The sequence below is a fragment of the Sodalis glossinidius str. 'morsitans' genome, from assembly GCF_000010085.1.
GTDB classification, from domain to species: domain Bacteria; phylum Pseudomonadota; class Gammaproteobacteria; order Enterobacterales; family Enterobacteriaceae; genus Sodalis; species Sodalis glossinidius.
Genome location: NC_007712.1, coordinates 214,203 through 235,044, shown reverse-complemented (window position 1 = coordinate 235,044; position 20,842 = coordinate 214,203). Strand labels below are relative to the sequence as shown.

Annotated in this window: 15 protein-coding genes and 6 pseudogenes; 8 read left to right on the top strand and 13 right to left on the bottom strand. The window is 57.0% G+C overall.

Features of this window, described 5'->3' with window-relative positions; genetic code table 11:
- Nucleotides 1–6: 6 nt before the first annotated feature.
- The gene (gene purD, locus SGP1_RS01190; protein WP_011410006.1) at nt 7–1,290 is read left to right on the top strand and encodes a phosphoribosylamine--glycine ligase; all 1,284 of its coding nucleotides are present in this window, start codon (nt 7–9) and stop codon (nt 1,288–1,290) included.
- On the opposite strand, the pseudogene SGP1_RS35970 reads toward purD, so the two are convergent.
- The 6 genes and pseudogenes from SGP1_RS35970 to nudC all read right to left on the bottom strand — a co-directional run bounded on the left by SGP1_RS35970 (nt 1,263) and on the right by nudC (nt 5,599).
- Nucleotides 1,263–1,898 (bottom strand): annotated as a pseudogene (locus SGP1_RS35970) (DUF1481 domain-containing protein). The gene purD and the pseudogene SGP1_RS35970 overlap by 28 nt on opposite strands.
- A gap of 82 nt (nt 1,899–1,980) precedes the next feature.
- Complete coding sequence (gene hupA / locus SGP1_RS01180; RefSeq protein ID WP_011410005.1) at nt 1,981–2,253, bottom strand: nucleoid-associated protein HU-alpha; 273 nt, start codon at nt 2,251–2,253, stop codon at nt 1,981–1,983.
- Nucleotides 2,254–2,440: 187 nt separating this feature from the next.
- Nucleotides 2,441–3,031 carry a YjaG family protein gene (locus tag SGP1_RS01175; protein ID WP_011410004.1) on the bottom strand — a complete coding sequence of 197 codons (591 nt, stop codon included), beginning with the start codon at nt 3,029–3,031 and terminating at the stop codon, nt 2,441–2,443.
- 57 nt (nt 3,032–3,088) lie between these two features.
- Nucleotides 3,089–3,784, bottom strand: coding sequence for a deoxyribonuclease V (nfi, locus tag SGP1_RS01170; RefSeq protein ID WP_011410003.1), 696 nt, complete (start codon nt 3,782–3,784; stop codon nt 3,089–3,091).
- 11 nt (nt 3,785–3,795) lie between these two features.
- The gene (gene hemE, locus SGP1_RS01165) at nt 3,796–4,860 is read right to left on the bottom strand and encodes a uroporphyrinogen decarboxylase (protein ID WP_011410002.1); all 1,065 of its coding nucleotides are present in this window, start codon (nt 4,858–4,860) and stop codon (nt 3,796–3,798) included.
- 48 nt (nt 4,861–4,908) lie between these two features.
- Nucleotides 4,909–5,599, bottom strand: a pseudogene (nudC, locus tag SGP1_RS01160) (NAD(+) diphosphatase).
- Between the two features lie 107 nt (nt 5,600–5,706).
- Here nudC and rsd point away from each other — a divergent pair.
- The 7 genes and pseudogenes from rsd (at nt 5,707) to thiH (ending at nt 9,030) form a co-directional block, all read left to right on the top strand.
- A complete protein-coding gene (rsd, locus tag SGP1_RS01155; protein ID WP_011410001.1) occupies nt 5,707–6,144 on the top strand; it encodes a sigma D regulator in 438 nt (145 codons plus the stop codon).
- Nucleotides 6,145–6,215: 71 nt separating this feature from the next.
- Nucleotides 6,216–6,368, top strand: a pseudogene (locus tag SGP1_RS34850) (thiamine phosphate synthase); the annotation flags it as partial.
- On the top strand, nt 6,358–6,561 hold the full coding sequence (locus tag SGP1_RS35965; protein WP_041866509.1) for a hypothetical protein: 204 nt from the start codon (nt 6,358–6,360) through the stop codon (nt 6,559–6,561). The pseudogene SGP1_RS34850 and the gene SGP1_RS35965, both read left to right, overlap by 11 nt.
- A pseudogene (locus SGP1_RS01145) lies at nt 6,533–6,977 on the top strand (HesA/MoeB/ThiF family protein); the annotation flags it as partial. The gene SGP1_RS35965 and the pseudogene SGP1_RS01145, both read left to right, overlap by 29 nt.
- A gap of 69 nt (nt 6,978–7,046) precedes the next feature.
- Entirely contained in the window at nt 7,047–7,133 is an 87-nt protein-coding gene (thiS, locus tag SGP1_RS35960) for a MoaD/ThiS family protein (protein ID WP_166506876.1), read from the top strand.
- Between the two features lie 24 nt (nt 7,134–7,157).
- A pseudogene (locus SGP1_RS01140) lies at nt 7,158–7,865 on the top strand (thiazole synthase); the annotation flags it as partial.
- A gap of 22 nt (nt 7,866–7,887) precedes the next feature.
- Nucleotides 7,888–9,030: pseudogene (thiH, locus tag SGP1_RS01135) on the top strand (2-iminoacetate synthase ThiH).
- Between the two features lie 88 nt (nt 9,031–9,118).
- Here thiH and rpoC read toward each other — a convergent pair.
- From rpoC to nusG, 7 genes are all read right to left on the bottom strand, one after another.
- Complete coding sequence (rpoC, locus tag SGP1_RS01130; RefSeq protein ID WP_011409999.1) at nt 9,119–13,339, bottom strand: DNA-directed RNA polymerase subunit beta'; 4,221 nt, start codon at nt 13,337–13,339, stop codon at nt 9,119–9,121.
- 92 nt (nt 13,340–13,431) lie between these two features.
- Entirely contained in the window at nt 13,432–17,460 is a 4,029-nt protein-coding gene (gene rpoB / locus SGP1_RS01125) for a DNA-directed RNA polymerase subunit beta (RefSeq protein ID WP_011409998.1), read from the bottom strand.
- Between the two features lie 327 nt (nt 17,461–17,787).
- Nucleotides 17,788–18,156 carry a 50S ribosomal protein L7/L12 gene (gene rplL, locus SGP1_RS01120; protein ID WP_011409997.1) on the bottom strand — a complete coding sequence of 123 codons (369 nt, stop codon included), beginning with the start codon at nt 18,154–18,156 and terminating at the stop codon, nt 17,788–17,790.
- Nucleotides 18,157–18,222: 66 nt separating this feature from the next.
- A complete protein-coding gene (gene rplJ, locus SGP1_RS01115; RefSeq protein ID WP_011409996.1) occupies nt 18,223–18,720 on the bottom strand; it encodes a 50S ribosomal protein L10 in 498 nt (165 codons plus the stop codon).
- Between the two features lie 306 nt (nt 18,721–19,026).
- Nucleotides 19,027–19,731, bottom strand: a complete 705-nt coding sequence (gene rplA / locus SGP1_RS01110; RefSeq protein ID WP_011409995.1) for a 50S ribosomal protein L1 — start codon at nt 19,729–19,731, stop codon at nt 19,027–19,029.
- Between the two features lie 3 nt (nt 19,732–19,734).
- The gene (gene rplK / locus SGP1_RS01105; protein WP_011409994.1) at nt 19,735–20,163 is read right to left on the bottom strand and encodes a 50S ribosomal protein L11; all 429 of its coding nucleotides are present in this window, start codon (nt 20,161–20,163) and stop codon (nt 19,735–19,737) included.
- Nucleotides 20,164–20,296: 133 nt separating this feature from the next.
- Complete coding sequence (gene nusG, locus SGP1_RS01100) at nt 20,297–20,842, bottom strand: transcription termination/antitermination protein NusG (protein WP_009639145.1); 546 nt, start codon at nt 20,840–20,842, stop codon at nt 20,297–20,299.

The following is a 20,842-nucleotide window of genomic DNA, read 5'->3' as shown; positions in this document are numbered from 1 at the left end:
CTCGCCATGAATATTTTAATTATCGGCAACGGTGGACGTGAACACTCCTTGGCCTGGAAAGCTGCTCAGTCGACGCTTGCCGACAACGTCTATGTCGCGCCCGGCAATGCCGGCACCGCGCTGGAGCCGGCGCTGCAAAATGTGGATATCGCCGCCACCGATATTCCGGCGCTGGTAGCCTTCGCCCGGGAGCAACACATCGGGCTGACCATTGTCGGTCCTGAAGCGCCGCTGGTGCAGGGCGTGGTGGATGCCTTCCGCGCCGCCGATCTGAAGATTTTTGGCCCGACGCAGGCCGCCGCGCAGTTGGAAGGCTCCAAAGCTTTCAGCAAAGACTTTCTCGCCCGCCACGGTATACCGACCGCACGCTATGAAAACTTTACCGAGGTTGCGCCGGCGCTGGACTATGTGCGTCAGCAAGGGGCGCCTATCGTCATCAAAGCGGACGGCCTGGCCGCCGGTAAAGGCGTAATCGTCGCCATGACGCAGGTGGAAGCGGAATCCGCCGTAAACGATATGTTGGCAGGTAACGCTTTTGGCGATGCCGGGCATCGTATTGTCATCGAGGAATTTCTCGATGGCGAAGAGGCCAGCTTTATTGTCATGGTGGACGGTGAGCATGTGTTGCCAATGGCCACCAGCCAAGATCATAAACGCGTCGGCGATGGGGATACCGGTCCGAACACCGGCGGCATGGGCGCCTATTCGCCGGCGCCGGTAGTTACCGACGAGGTGCACCGCCGGGTGATGGAGCAGGTCATTTGGCCAACGGTAAAGGGGATGGCGGCTGAAGGCAATGTCTACACCGGCTTCCTGTATGCCGGTTTGATGATAAGCCCTGATGGTCAGCCGAAAGTTATTGAGTTCAACTGCCGCTTTGGCGATCCGGAAACCCAACCTATTATGCTGCGCATGCGCTCTGATCTGGTCGCCCACTGCCTGGCGGCCACCGAAGGCCGTTTGAACGAGGAAAGGTCCGAATGGGATGAACGGCCGGCGCTGGGTGTGGTATTGGCGGCGGGAGGCTATCCCGGCGACTACCTCACTGGGGATGAAATCAGCGGTCTACCGGCAACCGAGGCGGAAGGAGAAAAAATCTTTCACGCCGGTACCCGCCTGCATCAGGGCAAGGTACTGACCCAGGGAGGTCGCGTGCTATGCATCACCGCGCTGGGAGCCACTGTTGCCGATGCGCAGGCGAAGGCCTACCGCGCGGCCCAGGCCGTCCAATGGCGGGAAAGCTTCTGCCGCCGCGATATCGGCTACCGCGCTATAGCCCGCGACGTCTGATACCGCTGCCAGCGGCAGAAATCCTCGTTGGCGACTAGCAATAATTGGGTACCTTCCGGTGCTTCAAGCCAAGCAATTCCCAATGCGCCCGACGTATGACGGGTACGGGCGGCCAGCCTGCCGCGCGCGCATCGAAATTCGGCGCCACCGTCCCACCCTGGCAAAGCGTGATAATGCCATTTTGCCAAACCCCCTGCTTTAACCGGACGCGGCCGGCGCGCAGCGCCTGGCTGACATTCAACAGGCGACGGGCCTCGAACTGATACAGCGCCGTCTCGTCATCGCTGAGAGACTCCCCACCGCTGCCCGCGCTCACGCTGCATGAAACTAAGATTGCCACGCGCATCGAAGCGAAGCTGTACCGTTTCAGGCTGCTCTCCGCTCTGCTGACGGCGAATCTGATGCACCTCGCCCTGCTGATATTCATAGCGGGTCACGGTGGTATCGCCGCCGCGGTAGGGACTGTGGACACTTTCAAGCGTCACGCGTCCGCTGGCGGGGTCGTCTTTACGCCACAGACGCATGGCGCCGCGATCGGCGATATAGCCGGTGACGGTAAACGCGGGGGGAGATTGATGGTAGCTACATACCGTCAGCATCAGAGCCATAAGCCCAATACGACCACACAGCCGTAAAGACAAAAGGGGCGTAATTGCCCCTCTGCTTATTGTTTTCACCTGCACACTGCTTTTATTTGACTGCGTCTTTCAATGCTTTACCAGAAACAAAGACAGGCACGTTGGCAGCTGCGATTTTGATTTCTTTGCCAGTCTGCGGATTGCGGCCAGTGCGTTCGCTACGATGATTAATTTTGAAAGTGCCGAAACCAACCAATTGTACTGCATCACCCTCTTTAAGAGACTCGGTAATTGCTGCCAAAGTGGATTCTAGCGCCGACTTCGCTTGTGCCTTAGAAAGATCAGCTTTATCAGCAATTACATCAATCAGTTGAGTCTTGTTCATATGTTATCCTTACAGTGTGTTTACCGCTTGCTAAGCATCGAGTGCGACGGATATGCCGATTGACAGCCCCCCCTGCATACACGCACCGATAGCCACTTTTTTCACTCCCCCAAATGTAGACCAGACAGGGTGCTAATGTGAAGCCTCATGGACCCGCAAAACAGGTGTTAAATCACGTTTTTCTGCCTTATTGCTGCAAATTTATCCCAATATTGCTAATTCCGGCCTCGCGCAGATCGGCACGCAGTCCTTTAATTAATTCAATATCACGATCTTCGCAATCCGCCAATAAACGATAAATTTCCCATTGCACATCCCATTCCTGCCCAATAGCCGGCAGCGCATTAAGCGCTTCTTCGGTCATTTCCCGTTGCGCCTGGGTCATTTCAACCATCGCCACACTGCGAATTGACGTCTCGCTTACGGTGATAACATGCGACAACGTTTCTCCGCTCAAACGGGAATGCAAAACTTCACTAAGTGCAACACAGGCATCTATCGCGGGATAAACGCCGTAAAAGTCATAATCATCGGCGGCAGGAATCGCTTCCTCCAGCTTTTCCAGCTGTAAATCAAAATTGACCTTAGCATCTTTTACTACCAACGTCTCCCAGACGAGAGCTAGAATGCGCCGAAAGATGGCCGCGTCGCCGAAACCGGTTTGCTGACAAAACAGCTGGTAATTAGGATACATACGCTCACAGAGGGACGCCATAAACGTGATATGTTGCCAGCTTGCCAGCTTTTCCAGGCGTAAATGTATCGGATTACGTAACATTGGGTGTCCCATTACTCTTTAACTTACGCGCAGTTTACCTGAAATTTTCCCGGGACCCTATTGCGGCGGGAAAAAGTCCGCTTCCTCCCGCTCCTGCTGCCAGCGCTTGAAAGCCGTGCGGTTCGACGCCACCGCATCGGCCCAGCGCGTTGGCTCAGGGAGGCGGTAACCGCGCATGCAAAGTTGCACCCAGTGCAGGGCGGATGCCAGTCCCACCCGATGGCCGGTGGAAATAAACAGCGGATTGCAGCGTAATTTACTGCGCCACACCCACGCCAGTTGCTCCCCCTTGTCCATCAGCGGCGCCAGCGCCCCCTGCGCTTCCGCCAGCGGCGCGAATTTGCCGCATAAGCGGCGCTTGGCTACGCCGATGGTGGGAGTATCGACCAACAGGCCGAAATGACTCGCCACGCCAAGACGCCGCGGATGCGAGATGCCATGGCCGTCCACCAGCAGCAGATCCGGACGGTGGCCAAGTTTATCCCATGCCGCCAACAGCGCCGGGTATTCGCGAAACGACAAAAAGCCGGGAATATACGGCATCGTGGTAGTGACCCGCGCCACCTGAAACTCGACGAGCTCCAGCGACGGAAAGCGCAGCAGGGCAATGGCAGCGCGAGTCACCTCACCTCCCTGTTCAAAGCCGACATCCGCGCCGGCGATAAGTCCGGGCTGGCTAAAGGCAAAATCGTCGTGCCGGATGACTTTCCCCTCCGTAGCTATCTGTTCGGCGCGCAGTACAGCGATATCCATAACTGAATGTCCTAACGGTGATAGGACTGCGACAGCCGGTGTACCGCTGCCACGAAATGGCCCGCATGCGCCGGCGGCACATCCTGATGAATACCGTGCCCGAGATTGAAAACATGCCCTTCGCCCGGGCCGAAAGCGTCCAGAATAGTCGCTACCTCCCGCTCGATTCGCGCCGGTGAGCCATAGAGAACCGAAGGATCCATATTGCCCTGTAGAGCTACTTTGTCGCCTACCCGGCGGCGAGCGTCCGCGATATCGGTGCTCCAGTCGAGGCCAAGCGCATCGCAGCCGGTGGCGGCCATCGCCTCCAGCCACTGACCGCCACCTTTGGTGAATAATGTCACCGGCACCCGACGGCCATCCTGTTCACGCAGCAGGCCGTCAACGATTTTATGCATATAGTGCATGGAAAACTCGCGATAGTCTGCGCCGGTCAGCGCTCCGCCCCACGTGTCGAACAGCATGACCGCCTGGGCGCCGGCGCGGATTTGCCCGTTGAGATACAGCACGACGCTGTCCGCCAGTTTATCCAATAGCAGATGTAATGTTTCCGGCTCGGCGTACAGCATCTGTTTGATTTTGGTAAAAGCCTTGCTGCTGCCGCCTTCCACCATATAGGTGGCCAGCGTCCAGGGACTGCCCGAGAAGCCGATTAACGGCACCGCTCCCTGCAAACGCTGTCGGATGGCGCGCACCGCATTCATCACATAGCCGAGCTCCTGTTCGGGATCGGGTATCGGCAGCTGTTCCACGTCACGCCGATGCTGAATCGGCCGGGCAAAGCGCGGTCCTTCACCCTGCTCAAACCACAGACCCAGTCCCATTGCGTCCGGGACGGTAAGAATATCGGAAAACAGAATGGTGGCATCCAGCGGAAAACGACGCAGCGGCTGCAGCGTCACCTCACAAGCCAGATCGGCATTACGGCACAGCGACATGAAATCACCGGCCTCGGCGCGCGTCGCTTTGTATTCCGGCAAATAACGGCCGGCCTGGCGCATCATCCAAACGGGCGTTACGTCGACCGGCTGGCGCAGCAGCGCACGCAAATAACGGTCGTTTTTCAATTCACTCATTCAGGTTTCCTTGCTGTCAGAGGTAAATTGTAGCATGTACGACGGATTTTACCGATGCGCGCGGCAAAGCGCGACGGTATCTTCAATCAGTCGGCGCGCTACGGTCCCCGGCGGCAGCGGCAGCGCGTCGTAACGATACCAGCCGGCGTCGAGAAGCTCATGCGGATCGTGCCGGATATCGCCACCGTCATAATCGGCCATATAACGCCATCATCAGCGAATGAGGAAACGGCCAGGGCTGCGAGGTCACGTAACGCACATTTTTGACCCACACCTGTGTCCCCTCCATACCTCGCGCGCGACGCATTGTTCCAGCGTCTCCCCTACTTCGACAAAGCCGGCCAGCACGGTATAGATTTCCCCGCGATGGCGGCTGTGGCGCGCCAGCAAAATGCGATCATCGCGTCGGATAGCCACGATAATGCAGGGCGCGATTTGCGGGTAATACCGTTCGTGACAGTGGTCGCAAAAACAGTCCCATTCCGTCTTGCTGCGGCGCATCGCGTGGCCGCAGTAGCCGCAGTGGCGATGGGAACGGTAGAACTCCGCGAGCTGCACGCCCCGTCCGGCAGGCTGAAACAGGCCCGGTTCGGCATCAAGTATTTGCCGTACCGATCCCATATCCCGCGGCATCGTTCGGCGCACCAGCCAAAGGGCAGTTCCCCCTTCGGCAGCCAGAGTTTGGCCTTCTGGCTGACCACCACCAGCCCTGTTCATTCCCTCTAAGTTCGTGTTCCATTTTAGTTGCACTACCTCTTATTCACTGGCAAGCTAGAAAACCTTAACGTTTTGCTCGCTTTTATTTATCAGTTACGCAGCGTTATTTTTATCACTTCGGAGTCAATCATGCTAAACCAGTTGGAAAACCTGGCGAAATGCGTTGGTGGCAATAATGAACTTATTGATCAATGGTTGCAGGCCCGCAAAGGACTTTTAGTGGCCTACTACCATTTGATCGGCCTCAAGCCCAACAAAGAAAAGCATACTCCGCTGGACGAAGAAGCGCTGGACGCCTTTTGCCATCAGTTGGTGGATTATCTCTCCGCCGGGCATTTTCTCGTTTACGATAGTATCGTGCCTGAGGGCGAGAGCTCGTCCACGCTGACCTACAGCGGTCTGCAGGAAAATACGCAGCAAATCATGGCGCTCTACGACAGCCATCTTGAAAACGCCATTGACCACGACAACTATCTGTCATTCCAGGAAGCGTTGTCGGGCGTGGGGGAAGCGCTGGCGACGCGTTTCGTCCTTGAGGATAAACTGATTCAGCAAGCGATGGAGTAGAGTGTGCAAGCCGCATCGACACTCCCCGCCGCCAACAGCGCCGATATTGCCCGGCCGGCCTGAGTCATCCCGGTAGCGGTCGCGAACAGGTGGAAGCGGTGCTGACATGCGGCGTGGGCAGCGTCGCGGTGGGCAGTGCTATCACCCGGGCGCCAGACTGGCGGCAGGCGACCACGGACCTGCAACAGCAAATATCGGCATGGGAGCGTGACCATGAGCGATGATAGACAGCGCACCACGGCCACTGCCGTTTGCCTGCCATCGGCCACGGCGTTGGACGATCACGCCTTTTTACGCTACAGCCGCCAGCTCTTGCTAGAGGATATCGGCATAGAAGGCCAAAAACGGCTGCTGGCGGCGCTCAATCCCGGCGGCCGCTACCTGCCGCTCACGCGCCGATCTGGTGCTGGATTGTAGCGATAATATGGCCACCCGCCACGCCATCTAATGCCGCCTGCGTGCGGCGCGGCATCGCACTTATCAGCGCCAGCGCGGTCGGTTTCGACGGCCAGTTGCTAACCGTACGCCCACCGTGGCGCGAGGGCTGCTATGCCTGCCTGTTTCCTGATAAAGAAGAGCGGCAACGCAACTGCCGCACCGCCGGGGTTGTTGGCCCGGTGGTCGGCATGATGGGCACGCTACAGGCGCTGGAGGCAATCAAACTTCTTTGCGTCGTTCCGAGCGATAGCGCCGGCCAATTGCGGTTGTTCGATGGCAAAACCTTACAATGGCGCACCCTGCGCCTGAACCGCGATCCCCACTGTCCAGTCTGCGCGGCCGCGTCAGCGTCCCCCGCGCGGGCGGGCGGGAGCGCCCGGAGACTTACCCGATGAAAATCACGCTTAACGACCTTCCGCTGGAGCTGGCGTAGCCGGTGACGCTGGCGGTATTACTTACGGAACATCATCACCCCGCGTCGGCAATGGGCGGATTACCGGGTACAGGATGGTGACGATATTCTCTTATTCCAGGCAATCGCCGGAGGCTAAACCATGTTTACCCTAGCATAAACTTCCTTCAAGTCGCGTTTATTCACCGGTACCGGCAAATTCACCTCGGCGCAGCTGATGCTGGACGCCATCCTCGCCTCCGGCAGCGAACTGGTTACTCTGGCGATGCGCCTGGTCGATTTACACGGCGGCGGCGATGCGCTGCTGCCGGCATTACGGCAGGCCGGCGTCCGGTTACTGCTCAACACGTCCGGCTCCAAAACCGCCGAAGAAGCTCTGTTCGCCGCCCATTTGGCGTGCGAAGCGCTGGGCACCCACTGGATCAAACTTGAAATCCATCCGGATATGCAATACCTGTTGCCCGATCCGATTGAAACCTTAAAAGCGGCGAAGCAGTTGGTCAAAGAGGGGGTTGTGGTGTTGCCCTACTGTGGCACCGACCCGGTCCTCTGCCGCCGGCTGGCAGAGGCGGGTTGCGCGGCGGTAATGCCGCTGGGATCACCTATCGGCTCGAATCAGGGGCTAAAAACCCGTGATTTCCTGCGTATTATCATCGAACAGGAGCAGGTACCGGTCGTGGTGGATGCGGATATCGGCGCGCCAAGTCAGGCGCTTGAAGCGCTGGAAATGGGCGCGGATGCGGTACTGGTCAACACCACTATCGCCGTGGCGCAGGATCCCGTTGCAATGGCGCTCGCTTTCCGGGTCGCGCTGGAAGCCGGCGAATTGGCCCGTCAGGCCAGCGCCACCAGCCCGCTGACCGGCTTTCTAACCCCCCGGCGGAGGCTCAAGCATGACCAGCTTTACCCCGCACTGGCAGCGGATTCAATGGGACGACGTCGGCATGCGTATCCACAGCCAGACGGCCCGCGACGTCGAACGGGCGCTGGCGGCGGAAAACCCCGGACCGGCGGAAATGATGGCGCTACTGTCGCCGGCGGCACTGCCCTATCTGGAGCCGCTGGCTCAGCGAGCGCAGCGGTTGACCCGCCAACGCTTTGGCAACGCCATCAATTTTTACTTGCCCCTTTACCTGTCAAATCTCTGCGCCAACGACTGTACTTACTGCGGCTTTTCCATGAGCAACCGCATCCGCCGCAGGACGCTGGATGAACAGAAAATCCTCAGCGAGTGCCGGGCTATCCGCGCCAAGGGCATTGACAACGTGCTGCTGGTTACCGGCGAGCATAAAAGTAAAGTGGGCATCGACTATTTTCGCCGTTACGTGCCGCTGGTACGCCAGGAATTCAGCTCGCTGATGATGGAGGTGCAACCGCTATCACAGGCGAAATACGCCGAGCTGAAAGGCCTGGGGCTGGACGGCGTGCTGGTGTATCAGGAAACCTATCATCCGCCCACCTACCGGCACCATCATTTGCGCGGGCAGAAACAGGATTTTGTCTGGCGGCTTGAAACGCCGGATCGTCTGGCGCGGGCCGGGATCGACAAGATCGGCCTCGGCGTGCTAATCGGCCTTTCTGATAACTGGCGCGCCGACTGCTATATGGTGGCCCGTCACCTGCTGTATATGCGCCACACCTACTGGCAGAGCCGCTATTCGCTGTCGTTCCCCCGGCTGCGTCCCTGTACCGGCGGCGTAATGCCGGCCTCTTTAATGGACGAAGCCTAGCTGTTGCAGGTCATGTGCGCTTTCCGCCTGCTGGCGCCGGAGGTGGAAATTTCCCTATCCACCCGCGAATCCGCCCATTTTCGCAATCATGCGGTCCCTATCGTGGTGAATAGCGTCAGCGCCGGATCCAAGACGCAGCCGGGCGGCTACACCAGCGATCGGCCGGAGCTGGAGCAATCTCTGCCCCACGATAACCGTTCACCGCAGGAAGTGGCGCACGTTCTTATACAAGCGGGGTTACAGCCAGTGTGGAAAGATTGGGAGCCCTACCTGGGACGCACGGCCGTTGCCGCAGACGGCGTCTGAACACGACGCCGTCTACGCGCGAGACAAAAAAAACCGCTCCCTCCGGAGCGGTTTTGGCTTCGCCAGCGGCGAGGAACGGTATCGACAATCAGTCGTCGTTGCCGCCCAGACCCGCATTCAACAGTTCAGCCAGGTTGGCGGAAGCTTCATCGGCGGTAATCTGCGGCGCGGCCGGCGCTTCGCCCTGCTGACGATGGCGAGCGCGTTCCTGATGATAAGCGTAACCGGTACCGGCCGGGATTAACCGTCCGACGATGACGTTTTCCTTCAGGCCGCGCAGTTCATCGCGTTTCCCGGCCACAGCGGCTTCGGTCAGCACGCGCGTGGTTTCCTGGAACGACGCCGCGGAGATAAACGACTCAGTGGCCAGCGAGGCTTTGGTGATACCCAGCAGATCACGCACATAAGTCATCTCTACCTTGCCGTCGTTTTCCAACTGACGGTTGGCAATCTTGATGCGCGAGTATTCCACCTGTTCGCCTTCCAGGAACTCCGAGCTGCCGCTGCTGGCGATCGTTGCTTTACGCAACATCTGACGAACGATAACTTCAATGTGTTTATCGTTGATCTTCACGCCCTGCAGACGGTAGACGTCCTGGACTTCGTTGACGATATAGCGGGTTACCGCATGGACGCCACGCAGACGCAGAATGTCGTGCGGCGATTCCGGACCGTCGGAAATCACATCACCGCGCTCCACGCGTTCACCTTCAAATACGTTGAGCTGACGCCATTTCGGGATCATCTCTTCGTATGCGTCGCTGCCGTCCACCGGCGAGATAACCAGACGACGTTTACCTTTGGTTTCTTTACCGAAGGAAACAATACCGCTGATCTCGGCCAGAATCGCCGGCTCTTTCGGACGACGGGCTTCAAATAGATCGGCAACGCGCGGCAGACCACCGGTGATATCCTTGGTCCCGCTGGTTTCCTGCGGCAGACGCGCCAGCGTATCACCGCCGGTGATTTTGGCGCCGTCTTCCAGCTGCACGATCGTTTTGCCCGGCAGGAAGTACTGCGCCGGCATGTCGGTACCCGGCAACAGCACATCGTTACCGTTAGCGTCGACAATGCGCAGCGCCGGACGCAGATCTTTACCGCCGCTGGTACGCTCGGCGGTATCCAGTATCACTATAGAGGACAAACCAGTCAGTTCGTCGGTCTGGCGGGTAATGGTCTGGCCGTCGATCATATCGGTGAAGCGGACGAAACCGTCGACTTCGGTGATAACCGGCATGGTATGCGGATCCCAGTTGGCAACGGTTTCGCCGCCCATGATCTCCGCGCCGTCGCCTTTGGCCATCACAGCGCCATAAGGCACCTTATAGCTTTCTTTGGTACGGCCGAATTCGTCAACCAGCTTCAGCTCGGTGTTACGCGAGGTGATCACCAGCTTGCCGCTGCCGTTTACCACGAACTTGGCATTGCTGAGACGGATAGTCCCTTTGTTTTTCACCTGAATACTGGATTCCGCCGCAGCACGGGACGCGGCCCCGCCGATGTGGAATGTACGCATGGTCAGCTGCGTGCCAGGTTCGCCGATGGACTGAGCGGCGATAACGCCGATGGCTTCGCCCTTGTTCACCAGATGCCCACGCGCCAGATCGCGGCCGTAGCAGTTGGCGCACACGCCGAAATCGGTGTCGCAGGTCACGACCGAACGCACTTTGACGCTGTCGACGGAATTTTCTTCCAACACGTCACACCACTTCTCGTTCAGCAGGGTATTACGCTCGACCAGAATATCCGCGGTGCCCGGTTTCAGGACATCTTCCGCCGTGACGCGGCCCAAAACGCGCTCGCGCAGCGGCTCTTTGACGTCGCCACCTTCGATAACCGGCGTCATCACGATACCGGCGAAGGTGCCGCAGTCGTCCTCGGTCACCACCAGATCCTGCGCCACGTCGACCAGACGGCGGGTCAGGTAACCGGAGTTAGCGGTTTTCAGCGCGGTGTCCGCCAGACCTTTACGTGCACCGTGGGTGGAGATGAAGTACTGGAGTACGTTCAGACCTTCACGGAAGTTCGCGGTAATCGGCGTCTCAATGATCGAGCCATCGGGCTTGGCCATCAGACCACGCATACCGGCCAGCTGACGAATCTGCGCCGCCGAACCACGAGCGCCGGAGTCGGCCATCATAAAGATGCTGTTGAACGAGACTTGACGCTCTTCCTCGCCGTCACGGTTAATCACGGCTTCGGTGGACAGGTTGTCCATCATCGCCTTGGCGACGCGCTCGTTAGCCGCGGCCCAAATATCGATTACCTTGTTATAACGTTCGCCTGCGGTGACCAGACCCGACTGGAACTGCTCCTGGATCTCGGCAACTTCGGCTTCGGCTTCATCGATAATTTCGGCTTTCTTCGCCGGAATCACCATATCGTCGATGCCGACAGACGAGCCAGAACGGGCGGCGTAGGCGAAACCGGTGTACATGATCTGGTCGGCGAAGATGACGGTCGGCTTCAGACCCAGCACGCGATAGCAGGTATTGAGCATCTTGGAGATGGCTTTTTTACCCAGCGCCTGGTTCACTAGCGAGAACGGCAGCCCCTTCGGTACAATCATCCACAGGATGGCGCGGCCAACGGTGGTGTCTACCAGATGGGTGTTTTCTACCGATTCGCCGTTGTCTCGTTTCTCGTGCTCGGTGATACGCACTTTAACACGGGCATGCAGCTCGGCCACGCCGGCGCGGTAAATGCGTTCCGCTTCTTTCGGCCCGGTCAGCACCATGCCTTCGCCCTTGCCGTTGACACGATCGCGGGTCATATAATATAGACCCAGCACGACGTCCTGGGACGGCACGATAATCGGCTCGCCGTTGGCGGGCGACAGGATATTATTGGTCGACATCATCAGCGCGCGCGCTTCCAGCTGAGCTTCCAGCGTCAGCGGCACGTGGACCGCCATTTGGTCGCCGTCGAAGTCGGCGTTGTATGCCGCACACACCAGCGGGTGCAGCTGAATGGCTTTACCTTCAATCAGTACCGGCTCAAACGCCTGGATCCCCAGACGGTGCAGCGTCGGCGCACGGTTCAGCATGACCGGGTGCTCGCGGATGACCTCGTCGAGGATATCCCACACCACGGCCTCTTCGCGCTCGACCATTTTCTTGGCCGCCTTGATGGTGGTCGCCAGACCACGCAGCTCCAGCTTGCCGTAAATGAAAGGCTTGAACAGCTCCAGCGCCATTTTCTTAGGCAGGCCGCACTGATGCAAACGCAGGTACGGACCAACGGTGATAACCGAACGGCCGGAGTAGTCGACACGTTTACCGAGCAAGTTCTGGCGGAAGCGACCTTGCTTACCTTTGATCATGTCGGCCAGGGATTTCAGCGGACGCTTGTTGGAACCGGTAATGGCACGGCCGCGACGGCCGTTATCCAGCAGTGCATCGACCGCTTCTTGCAGCATACGCTTTTCGTTACGCACGATGATATCCGGCGCGGCCAGATCCAACAGACGCTTCAAGCGGTTGTTACGGTTGATCACCCGGCGATACAGATCGTTGAGATCCGACGTCGCAAAGCGACCGCCGTCCAACGGTACCAGCGGGCGCAGATCCGGCGGCAGTACCGGCAACACGGTCAGAATCATCCATTCCGGCTTGTTGCCGGACAGCACGAAGGCTTCCAGCAGCTTGATGCGCTTGGTCAGCTTCTTGCGCTTGGTTTCAGAGTTGGTTTCTTCCAGCTCTTCGCGCAGCTGCTCGCATTCCTGCTCCAAATCCATGTTTTTCAACAGGGCCTGGATCGCTTCGGCGCCCATCTTGGCGTCGAATTCGTCACCGAACTCTTCCAGCGCGTCCAGATACTGCTCTTCAGTCAGAATCTGACGGCGTTCAAGGTTGGTCATGCCGCCTTCAACCACGACATAGGATTCAAAATACAGCACGCGTTCAATATCGCGCAGCGGCATATCCAACAGCAGACCGATACGGGACGGCAGCGATTTCAAAAACCAGATATGGGCAGTGGGCGAAGCCAGCTCGATATGACCCATACGCTCACGGCGCACCTTGGTCTGGGTCACTTCAACGCCGCATTTCTCACAGATAACGCCGCGGTGTTTCAAACGCTTGTACTTACCGCACAGGCATTCATAGTCTTTGACCGGCCCAAAAATACGGGCGCAGAACAGACCATAGCGCTCCGGTTTAAAGGTGCGGTAATTGATGGTCTCCGGCTTTTTCACTTCACCGAACGACCAGGAACGGATCATGTCTGGCGAGGCCAGCGCAATTTTGATCGCATCAAACTCTTCGGTCTTAGTTTGCGCTTTCAGAAACTTAAGTAAATCTTTCACGGATTGGCTCCTGTCGGAGTTGGATCTGTTAGGCGCCTGAAACGCTCAGGCGCCCTTATTACCAGTGCGAATCGCACCCGGGGGGCGGAAAATCAGTCTTCTTCCAGCTCGATATTGATGCCCAGCGAGCGGATTTCCTTCAACAGGACGTTGAAGGATTCCGGCATACCGGGTTCCATCATGTGATTGCCATCCACGATGTTTTTGTACATCTTGGTGCGACCGTTAACATCATCCGACTTGACGGTAAGCATTTCCTGCAGGGTGTAGGCCGCGCCGTAGGCTTCCAGCGCCCACACTTCCATCTCCCCGAAGCGCTGGCCACCGAACTGCGCCTTGCCGCCCAGCGGCTGCTGAGTAACCAGGCTGTACGAGCCGGTGGAACGCGCATGCATCTTGTCATCAACCAGATGGTTAAGTTTCAGCATGTACATATAGCCCACCGTAACTTGGCGCTCGAACTGCTCGCCGGTGCGGCCGTCAAACAAGGTGATCTGACCGGAGGTCGGCAGGCCACCGAGCTGCAGCAGCTCCTTGATTTCTTTCTCTTTGGCGCCGTCAAATACCGGCGTGGCGATCGGCATCCCTTTCTTCAAGTTCTCCGCCAAACGCAGCACTTCCTCATCGGAGAAAGTGTTGAGATCCACTTTCTGGCGAACATCATCACCCAGGTTGTACGCCTTCTGGATGAACTCGCGCAGTTTGGCCACTTCTTCGTGCTGTTTCAGCATGGCGTTAATCTTGTCGCCGATGCCTTTTGCCGCCATACCCAAATGGGTTTCCAGAATCTGGCCGATGTTCATACGCGACGGTACGCCCAGCGGGTTCAGAACGATATCCACCGGCACGCCGTTTTCGTCGTAAGGCATATCTTCGATCGGGTTGATCTTGGAGATAACACCTTTGTTACCGTGACGACCCGCCATCTTGTCGCCCGGCTGAATCTGACGTTTCACCGCCAGATACACCTTGACGATTTTCAGCACGCCCGGAGCCAGGTCATCGCCCTGGGTAATTTTACGGCGCTTGGCTTCCAGCTTCTTCTCGAACTCGTGCTTAAGCTCGTCATACTGCTCGGCGAGCTGTTCAAGCTGGTTTTGCTTCTCTTCGTCGGCCAGACCCAGTTCCAGCCAGCGCTCGCGGGTCAGCTTATCCAGCTTCTCCGCTTCAATGCCGCCAGAGATCAGTACGTCGCGAATACGGGCAAACAGACCGGCTTCAAAGATCTGCAATTCTTCGGTCAGGTCCTTTTTGGCCTGCTTAAGCTGCATTTCCTCGATTTCCAGCGCGCGCTTGTCTTTCTCCACGCCGTCGCGGGTAAATACCTGAACATCGATAACGGTACCGGAAACGCCGTTCGGCACGCGCAGCGACGAATCTTTCACATCAGAGGCTTTTTCACCGAAGATGGCGCGCAGCAGTTTCTCTTCCGGCGTCAGCTGGGTTTCCCCTTTCGGCGTCACCTTGCCCACCAGAATATCGCCGCCGGTCACTTCCGCGCCGATATAGACGATACCGGACTCATCCAGCTTGGAGAGCGCGGCTTCACCCACGTTCGGGATGTCGGCGGTAATTTCCTCAGGCCCCAGCTTGGTGTCGCGGGACACGCACGCCAGTTCCTGAATATGGATGGTGGTGAAACGATCTTCCTGCACCACACGTTCGGAGACTAGCATCGAGTCTTCAAAGTTGTAGCCGTTCCACGGCATGAACGCGATACGCATATTCTGGCCCAGCGCCAGCTCACCCAGATCGGTGGACGGACCGTCAGCCAGCACGTCGCCGCGCTCAACCGGCTCACCCAGCGAAACGCAAGGCGTCTGGCTGATACAGGTGTTCTGGTTGGAACGGATATATTTGGTCAGGTTGTAAATATCGATACCCGCTTCGCCCGGATACATTTCATCCGGGTTGACGTTAATCACGATACGGGAGGCGTCCACATACTGCACCGTTCCGCCGCGTTTCGCCACGGCGGTAACGCCGGAGTCAACGGCGACCGCACGTTCCATACCGGTGCCGACCAGCGGCTTGTCGGTACACAGCGTCGGCACCGCCTGACGTTGCATGTTCGCACCCATCAAGGCGCGGTTGGCATCGTCGTGCTCCAGGAACGGAATCAGCGAGGCGCCGACCGAGACCACCTGCTGGGTGGAAACGTCCATATAGTCAACCTGATCGCGGCTGAACAGGCTCGATTCGCCTTTGCTGCGGCAGGTCACCAAATCGTCAACGAAACTGCCGTCGTCGCCGAGGTTGGTGTTGGCCTGCGCGATAACGAAGTTGCCTTCCTCAATCGCCGACAGATAATGGATTTCGTCGGTAACCACACCGTCTTGCACGCGACGATAAGGTGTTTCCAGGAAACCGTACTCGTTGGTCTGCGCATACACGGACAGAGAGTTGATAAGACCGATGTTCGGCCCTTCCGGGGTTTCGATGGGGCACACGCGCCCGTAATGGGTCGGATGCACGTCGCGCACTTCAAAGCCCGCGCGTTCGCGCGTCAGACCGCCCGGGCCCAACGCGGAGATACGGCGTTTGTGGGTAATCTCGGATAGCGGGTTGTTCTGGTCCATGAACTGCGATAGCTGGCTGGAGCCGAAGAACTCTTTCACCGCCGCCGAAATCGGTTTGGCGTTGATCATATCCTGCGGCATCAGGGTATCCAGATCGCCTAAAGACAGACGCTCTTTCACCGCGCGCTCCACGCGCACCAGACCGACGCGGAACTGGTTCTCCGCCATTTCACCCACCGAACGGATACGGCGGTTGCCCAAGTGGTCGATATCGTCGACTTCGCCTTTACCGTTACGAATATCGATGAGCTTCTTCATCACTTCAATGATGTCGTCTTTGCTCAGGATACCGGAACCTTCAATCTCTTCACGCAGCAGCGAACGGTTGAACTTCATCCGGCCAACCGCGGACAGATCGTAACGATCTTCCGAGAAGAACAGGTTTTCAAACAGATTTTCGGCCGCTTCGCGGGTCGGCGGCTCGCCGGGACGCATCATGCGGTAGATTTCCACCAGCGCACTCAGGCGATCGCTGGTCGGATCGACACGCAGCGTCTCGGAAATATAGGCGCCGTGATCCAAATCGTTGGTGAACAGCGTTTCGATACGTTTGTGGCCCGCCTGGCTCAGCTTGGCCAGCAGGTCCAGCGTCAGTTCCATGTTGGCGGGGACGATGATTTCACCAGTATTTTCATCGATGTAATCTTTTACCACCGCCTTGCCGATAATGTATTCGACAGGGACTTCGATCTGCGCGACGCCGTCTTTTTCCAACTGGCGAATATGGCGCGCGGTGATGCGACGGCCTTTTTCGACATAGACGGTGCCGTTGGCCTCGATATCAAACGAGGCGGTTTCACCACGCAAGCGCTCAGGAAGCAGCTCCATCTGCAGCTTTTTGTCGTGAATTTCATAAACCACTTTGTCGAAGAACGTATCCAGGATCTGGCCGGTGCTGTAGTTCAGCGCGCGCAGAATAATGGTCGCCGGCAATTTGCGGCGGCGGTCGATACGGACGAACAAGTTGTCTTTCGGGTCGAACTCGAAATCCAGCCAGGAGCCGCGGTAAGGAATGATACGCGCATTGTACAATACTTTACCGGAGGAGTGCGTCTTACCCTTGTCGCTGTCAAAAAATACGCCAGGGCTGCGGTGCAGCTGGGAAACGATAACACGCTCGGTACCGTTGATGACAAAAGTGCCGTTATCGGTCATGAGCGGGATTTCGCCCATGTAGACTTCCTGCTCCTTGATGTCTTTTACCGTACCTTCCGGCGCTTCGCGCTCGTAAATGATAAGGCGCAGCTTGACGCGCAGAGGTGCGGAAAACGTCACGCCGCGGATCTGGCATTCTTTGACATCAAAGACAGGTTCGCCCAGGCGGTAACTGACATATTGCAGTTCAGAATTGCCGCTGTAGCTCTGTATAGGGAATACGGAACGGAAAGCTGCTTCCAGACCGTACTGACCTTCCGGATCTCGCTCGATAAACTTCTGAAACGAGTCAAGCTGGATGGATAGGAGATAGGAAACGTCCAAAACCTGCGGACGTTTTCCGAAGTCCTTACGAATGCGTTTTTTTTCGGTATAGGAGTAAACCATAGGGTTCCTCAGCTAGCTGACAAGTCGACCCACTCTGTCCGCCCTACTAGGACAGTACATGCAACGCCATTTATCACGATCGGAGAATCGATATTCTCTCCGCAATACTTGTTTCTATCACTCTTAAATCATTTCGCTGCACTTTGCTAAACCAGGGAGGCTCAGCAGGCGATGCAGTATATTAAGTCGTCGATAGAAAAAAATATTGTGGTTAATCAGTAGCTAAATGGTGTGAAACGCTACTGATCCCCCTACAGCGCAAAAAGGCTGGTGACCAAAAAGCCACCAGCCATCAGCCTAATTCAGGCTGCAACCTGGAAGGTTAACTTATTTAACCTCAACAGAAGCACCCGCTTGTTCCAGGTCTTTCTTCAGTGTTTCGGCGTCATCTTTGCTCACGCCTTCTTTCAGGGTGGCAGGTGCGGATTCAACCAGGTCTTTGGCTTCTTTCAGGCCCAGACCGGTAGCGCCACGCACGGCTTTGATGACGGCAACTTTGTTCGCGCCGATTGCGCTCAGAACAACGTCAAACTCGGTTTTCTCCTCTGCAGCTTCAGCCGGGCCACCTGCGGCAACGGCAACAGCAGCAGCGGCAGAAACGCCGAATTTTTCTTCCATCATGGAGATCAGTTCAACAACGTCCATGACGGACATTTCGGCAACTGCGTCCAGAATTTGTTCTTTAGTGATAGACATAACAAGTGTTCCTAAAATTCAGAAAGTATTTATACGTTTGCAATAGCTTCAGAATAAAACCGGCGCTTAAGCCGCTTCTTTCTGATCGCGCAGTGCGGCCAGCGTGCGAACCAGTTTTCCTGCAGAGGCTTCTTTCATGGCCGACATCAGGCGGGCGATTGCTTCTTCGTAAGTTGGCAGAGTGGCCAGGCGATCGATCTGCGACGCCGAGATAACTTCGCCTTCAAAGGCTGCGGCTTTAACCTCGAAATTAGCATTGTCTTTGGCGAAGGCCTTGAACAAACGAGCGGCAGCGCCCGGGTGTTCGTTAGAAAATGCAATCAGGGTCGGACCGACAAACGTGTCTTTCAGGCACTCGAAAGGAGTACCTTCAACGACGCGGCGCATCAGCGTGTTGCGAACAACGCGCATGTAAACACCGGCTTCACGACCTGCTTTACGCAGTTCAGTCATTTTATCTACCGTAACGCCACGGGAATCCGCGACAACGGCAGACAGCGCGCCTTTGGCTACTTCGCTGACTTCAGCAACAATCGCTTGTTTGTCTTGAAGATTTAATGCCATTAGCTTGTGCTCCTGGATTTAAACGGGGTACCCCCGGAACTCACTTCACATACCGCCACAGCGACGGTAAGCGTCGAAATACGGTGAGCAGAATCCAGCAAACGAAAATGTTATTCAGGCTCTGTCACCGTCTACGCAGGAAAATTAAGTGCTGTGACACACACCTGCGGTCTTGGACGGAGGTTGGATAGGCCAAGCTCCAACCGAAAAAATCTGTTTGTTACGCCCGCGGTCAAAAGGAAACCGTCCCGGAGAAACTTCGGGCGTTAAATTCTAGACAAATCCAACGCCCGCGTAAAGCAATAATTAAGCGGTCGTGGTGGACAGGCCGCTTTGATCCACGGCAACACCTGCGCCCATGGTGGTAGACAGGCTGACTTTCTTGATGTAAACGCCTTTAGCCTGCGTCGGTTTAGCTTTTTTCAGCGCGACCAGCAGAGCTTCCAGGTTTTCTTTCAATTTGTCAGACTCAAAGTCCACTTTACCAATGGTGGTGTGGATGATGCCGTTTTTGTCGTTGCGATAGCGCACCTGACCGGCTTTCGCGTTTTTAACCGCTTCAGCGACGTTCGGAGTCACAGTGCCGACTTTCGGGTTCGGCATCAGGCCGCGCGGACCGAGGATCTGGCCAAGCTGGCCGACAACACGCATCGCGTCCGGAGAAGCGATAACCACGTCGAAGTTAAACTCGCCTTTTTTGATCTGGTCAGCCAGATCATCCATGCCGACCAGGTCTGCACCGGCGGCTTTCGCCGCTTCCGCATTGGCGCCCTGGGTGAACACGGCGACGCGTACGCTGCGGCCGGTGCCGTGCGGCAGCACGGTGGCGCCACGGACGTTCTGATCGGATTTACGGGCATCGATGCCCAGATTGACGGCAACGTCGACGCTTTCAACGAACTTAGCGGTAGCCAGTTCTTTCAGCAGAGCTACGGCTTCACTGATGTCGTACTGCTTGGTGGAATCAACTTTGTCGCGGATGACGCGCATGCGCTTGGTCAGTTTAGCCATTTCTTAATCCTCCACCACCAGGCCCATGGAACGCGCGGTACCCGCAATGGAGCGAGACATCGCTTCCACGTCGGCACCGGTCATATCAGCCGCTTTGGTTTCCGCGATTTCACGGACCTGCGCGCTGGTCACTTTACCGACCTTGTCTTTATTCGGCTTACCGGAACCGGATTTGATGCCTGCGGCTTTCTTCAGCAGCACGGCGGCCGGCGGGGTCTTGGTAACGAAAGTGAAAGAGCGGTCGGAATACACGGTGATAACAACCGGAATCGGCAGCCCTTTTTCAATGCTCTCAGTTTTGGCATTGAAGGCTTTGCAGAATTCCATGATGTTAACGCCCTGCTGACCCAGGGCCGGACCTACCGGCGGACTCGGGTTTGCCATGCCTGCAGCAACCTGCAGCTTGACATAAGCTTGTACTTTCTTGGCCATGTTGATTTCCTCTAATGGGTGCTAGCGCCGTTTAAGGCTCCCCCGTAAATAAGCGTTTACGTGCACAAAGACGAAAGGCGCGAAATTTTAGATTAATTTCGCGCCCCGAGCAAGCAAAAATGTTGTTGGCGATTCAGCCTTTCTCGACCTGACCGAAATCCAGCTCCACCGGCGTGGCGCGACCAAAGATCGAGACCGACACCTTCAGGCGGCTTTTTTCGTAATCCACCTCTTCCACCACGCCGTTGAAGTCGGCGAAGGGGCCATCGTTGACGCGAACCAGCTCTCCCGGCTCGAAAAGGGTTTTCGGCCGCGGCTTGTCGCCGACCTGCTGCAGGCGGTTCATAATGGCGTCGACTTCTTTGTCGCTGATAGGCGCAGGCCGATCCGAGGTGCCGCCGATGAAACCCATGACGCGCGGTACGCTGCGCACCAAATGCCAGCTGGCATCGTTCATCACCATCTGCACCAGGACATAGCCCGGGAAAAACTTGCGTTCGCTTTTACGACGCTGGCCGCCGCGAATTTCAACCACTTCTTCCGTCGGCACCATGACTTCGCCAAACAGCTCTTCCATATCATGAAGTTTGATATGTTCGCGAAGGGACTGCGCTACGCGTCCCTCAAAACCGGAAAACGCCTGAACGACATACCAGCGTTTTTTTGGAGCTTCGGACAT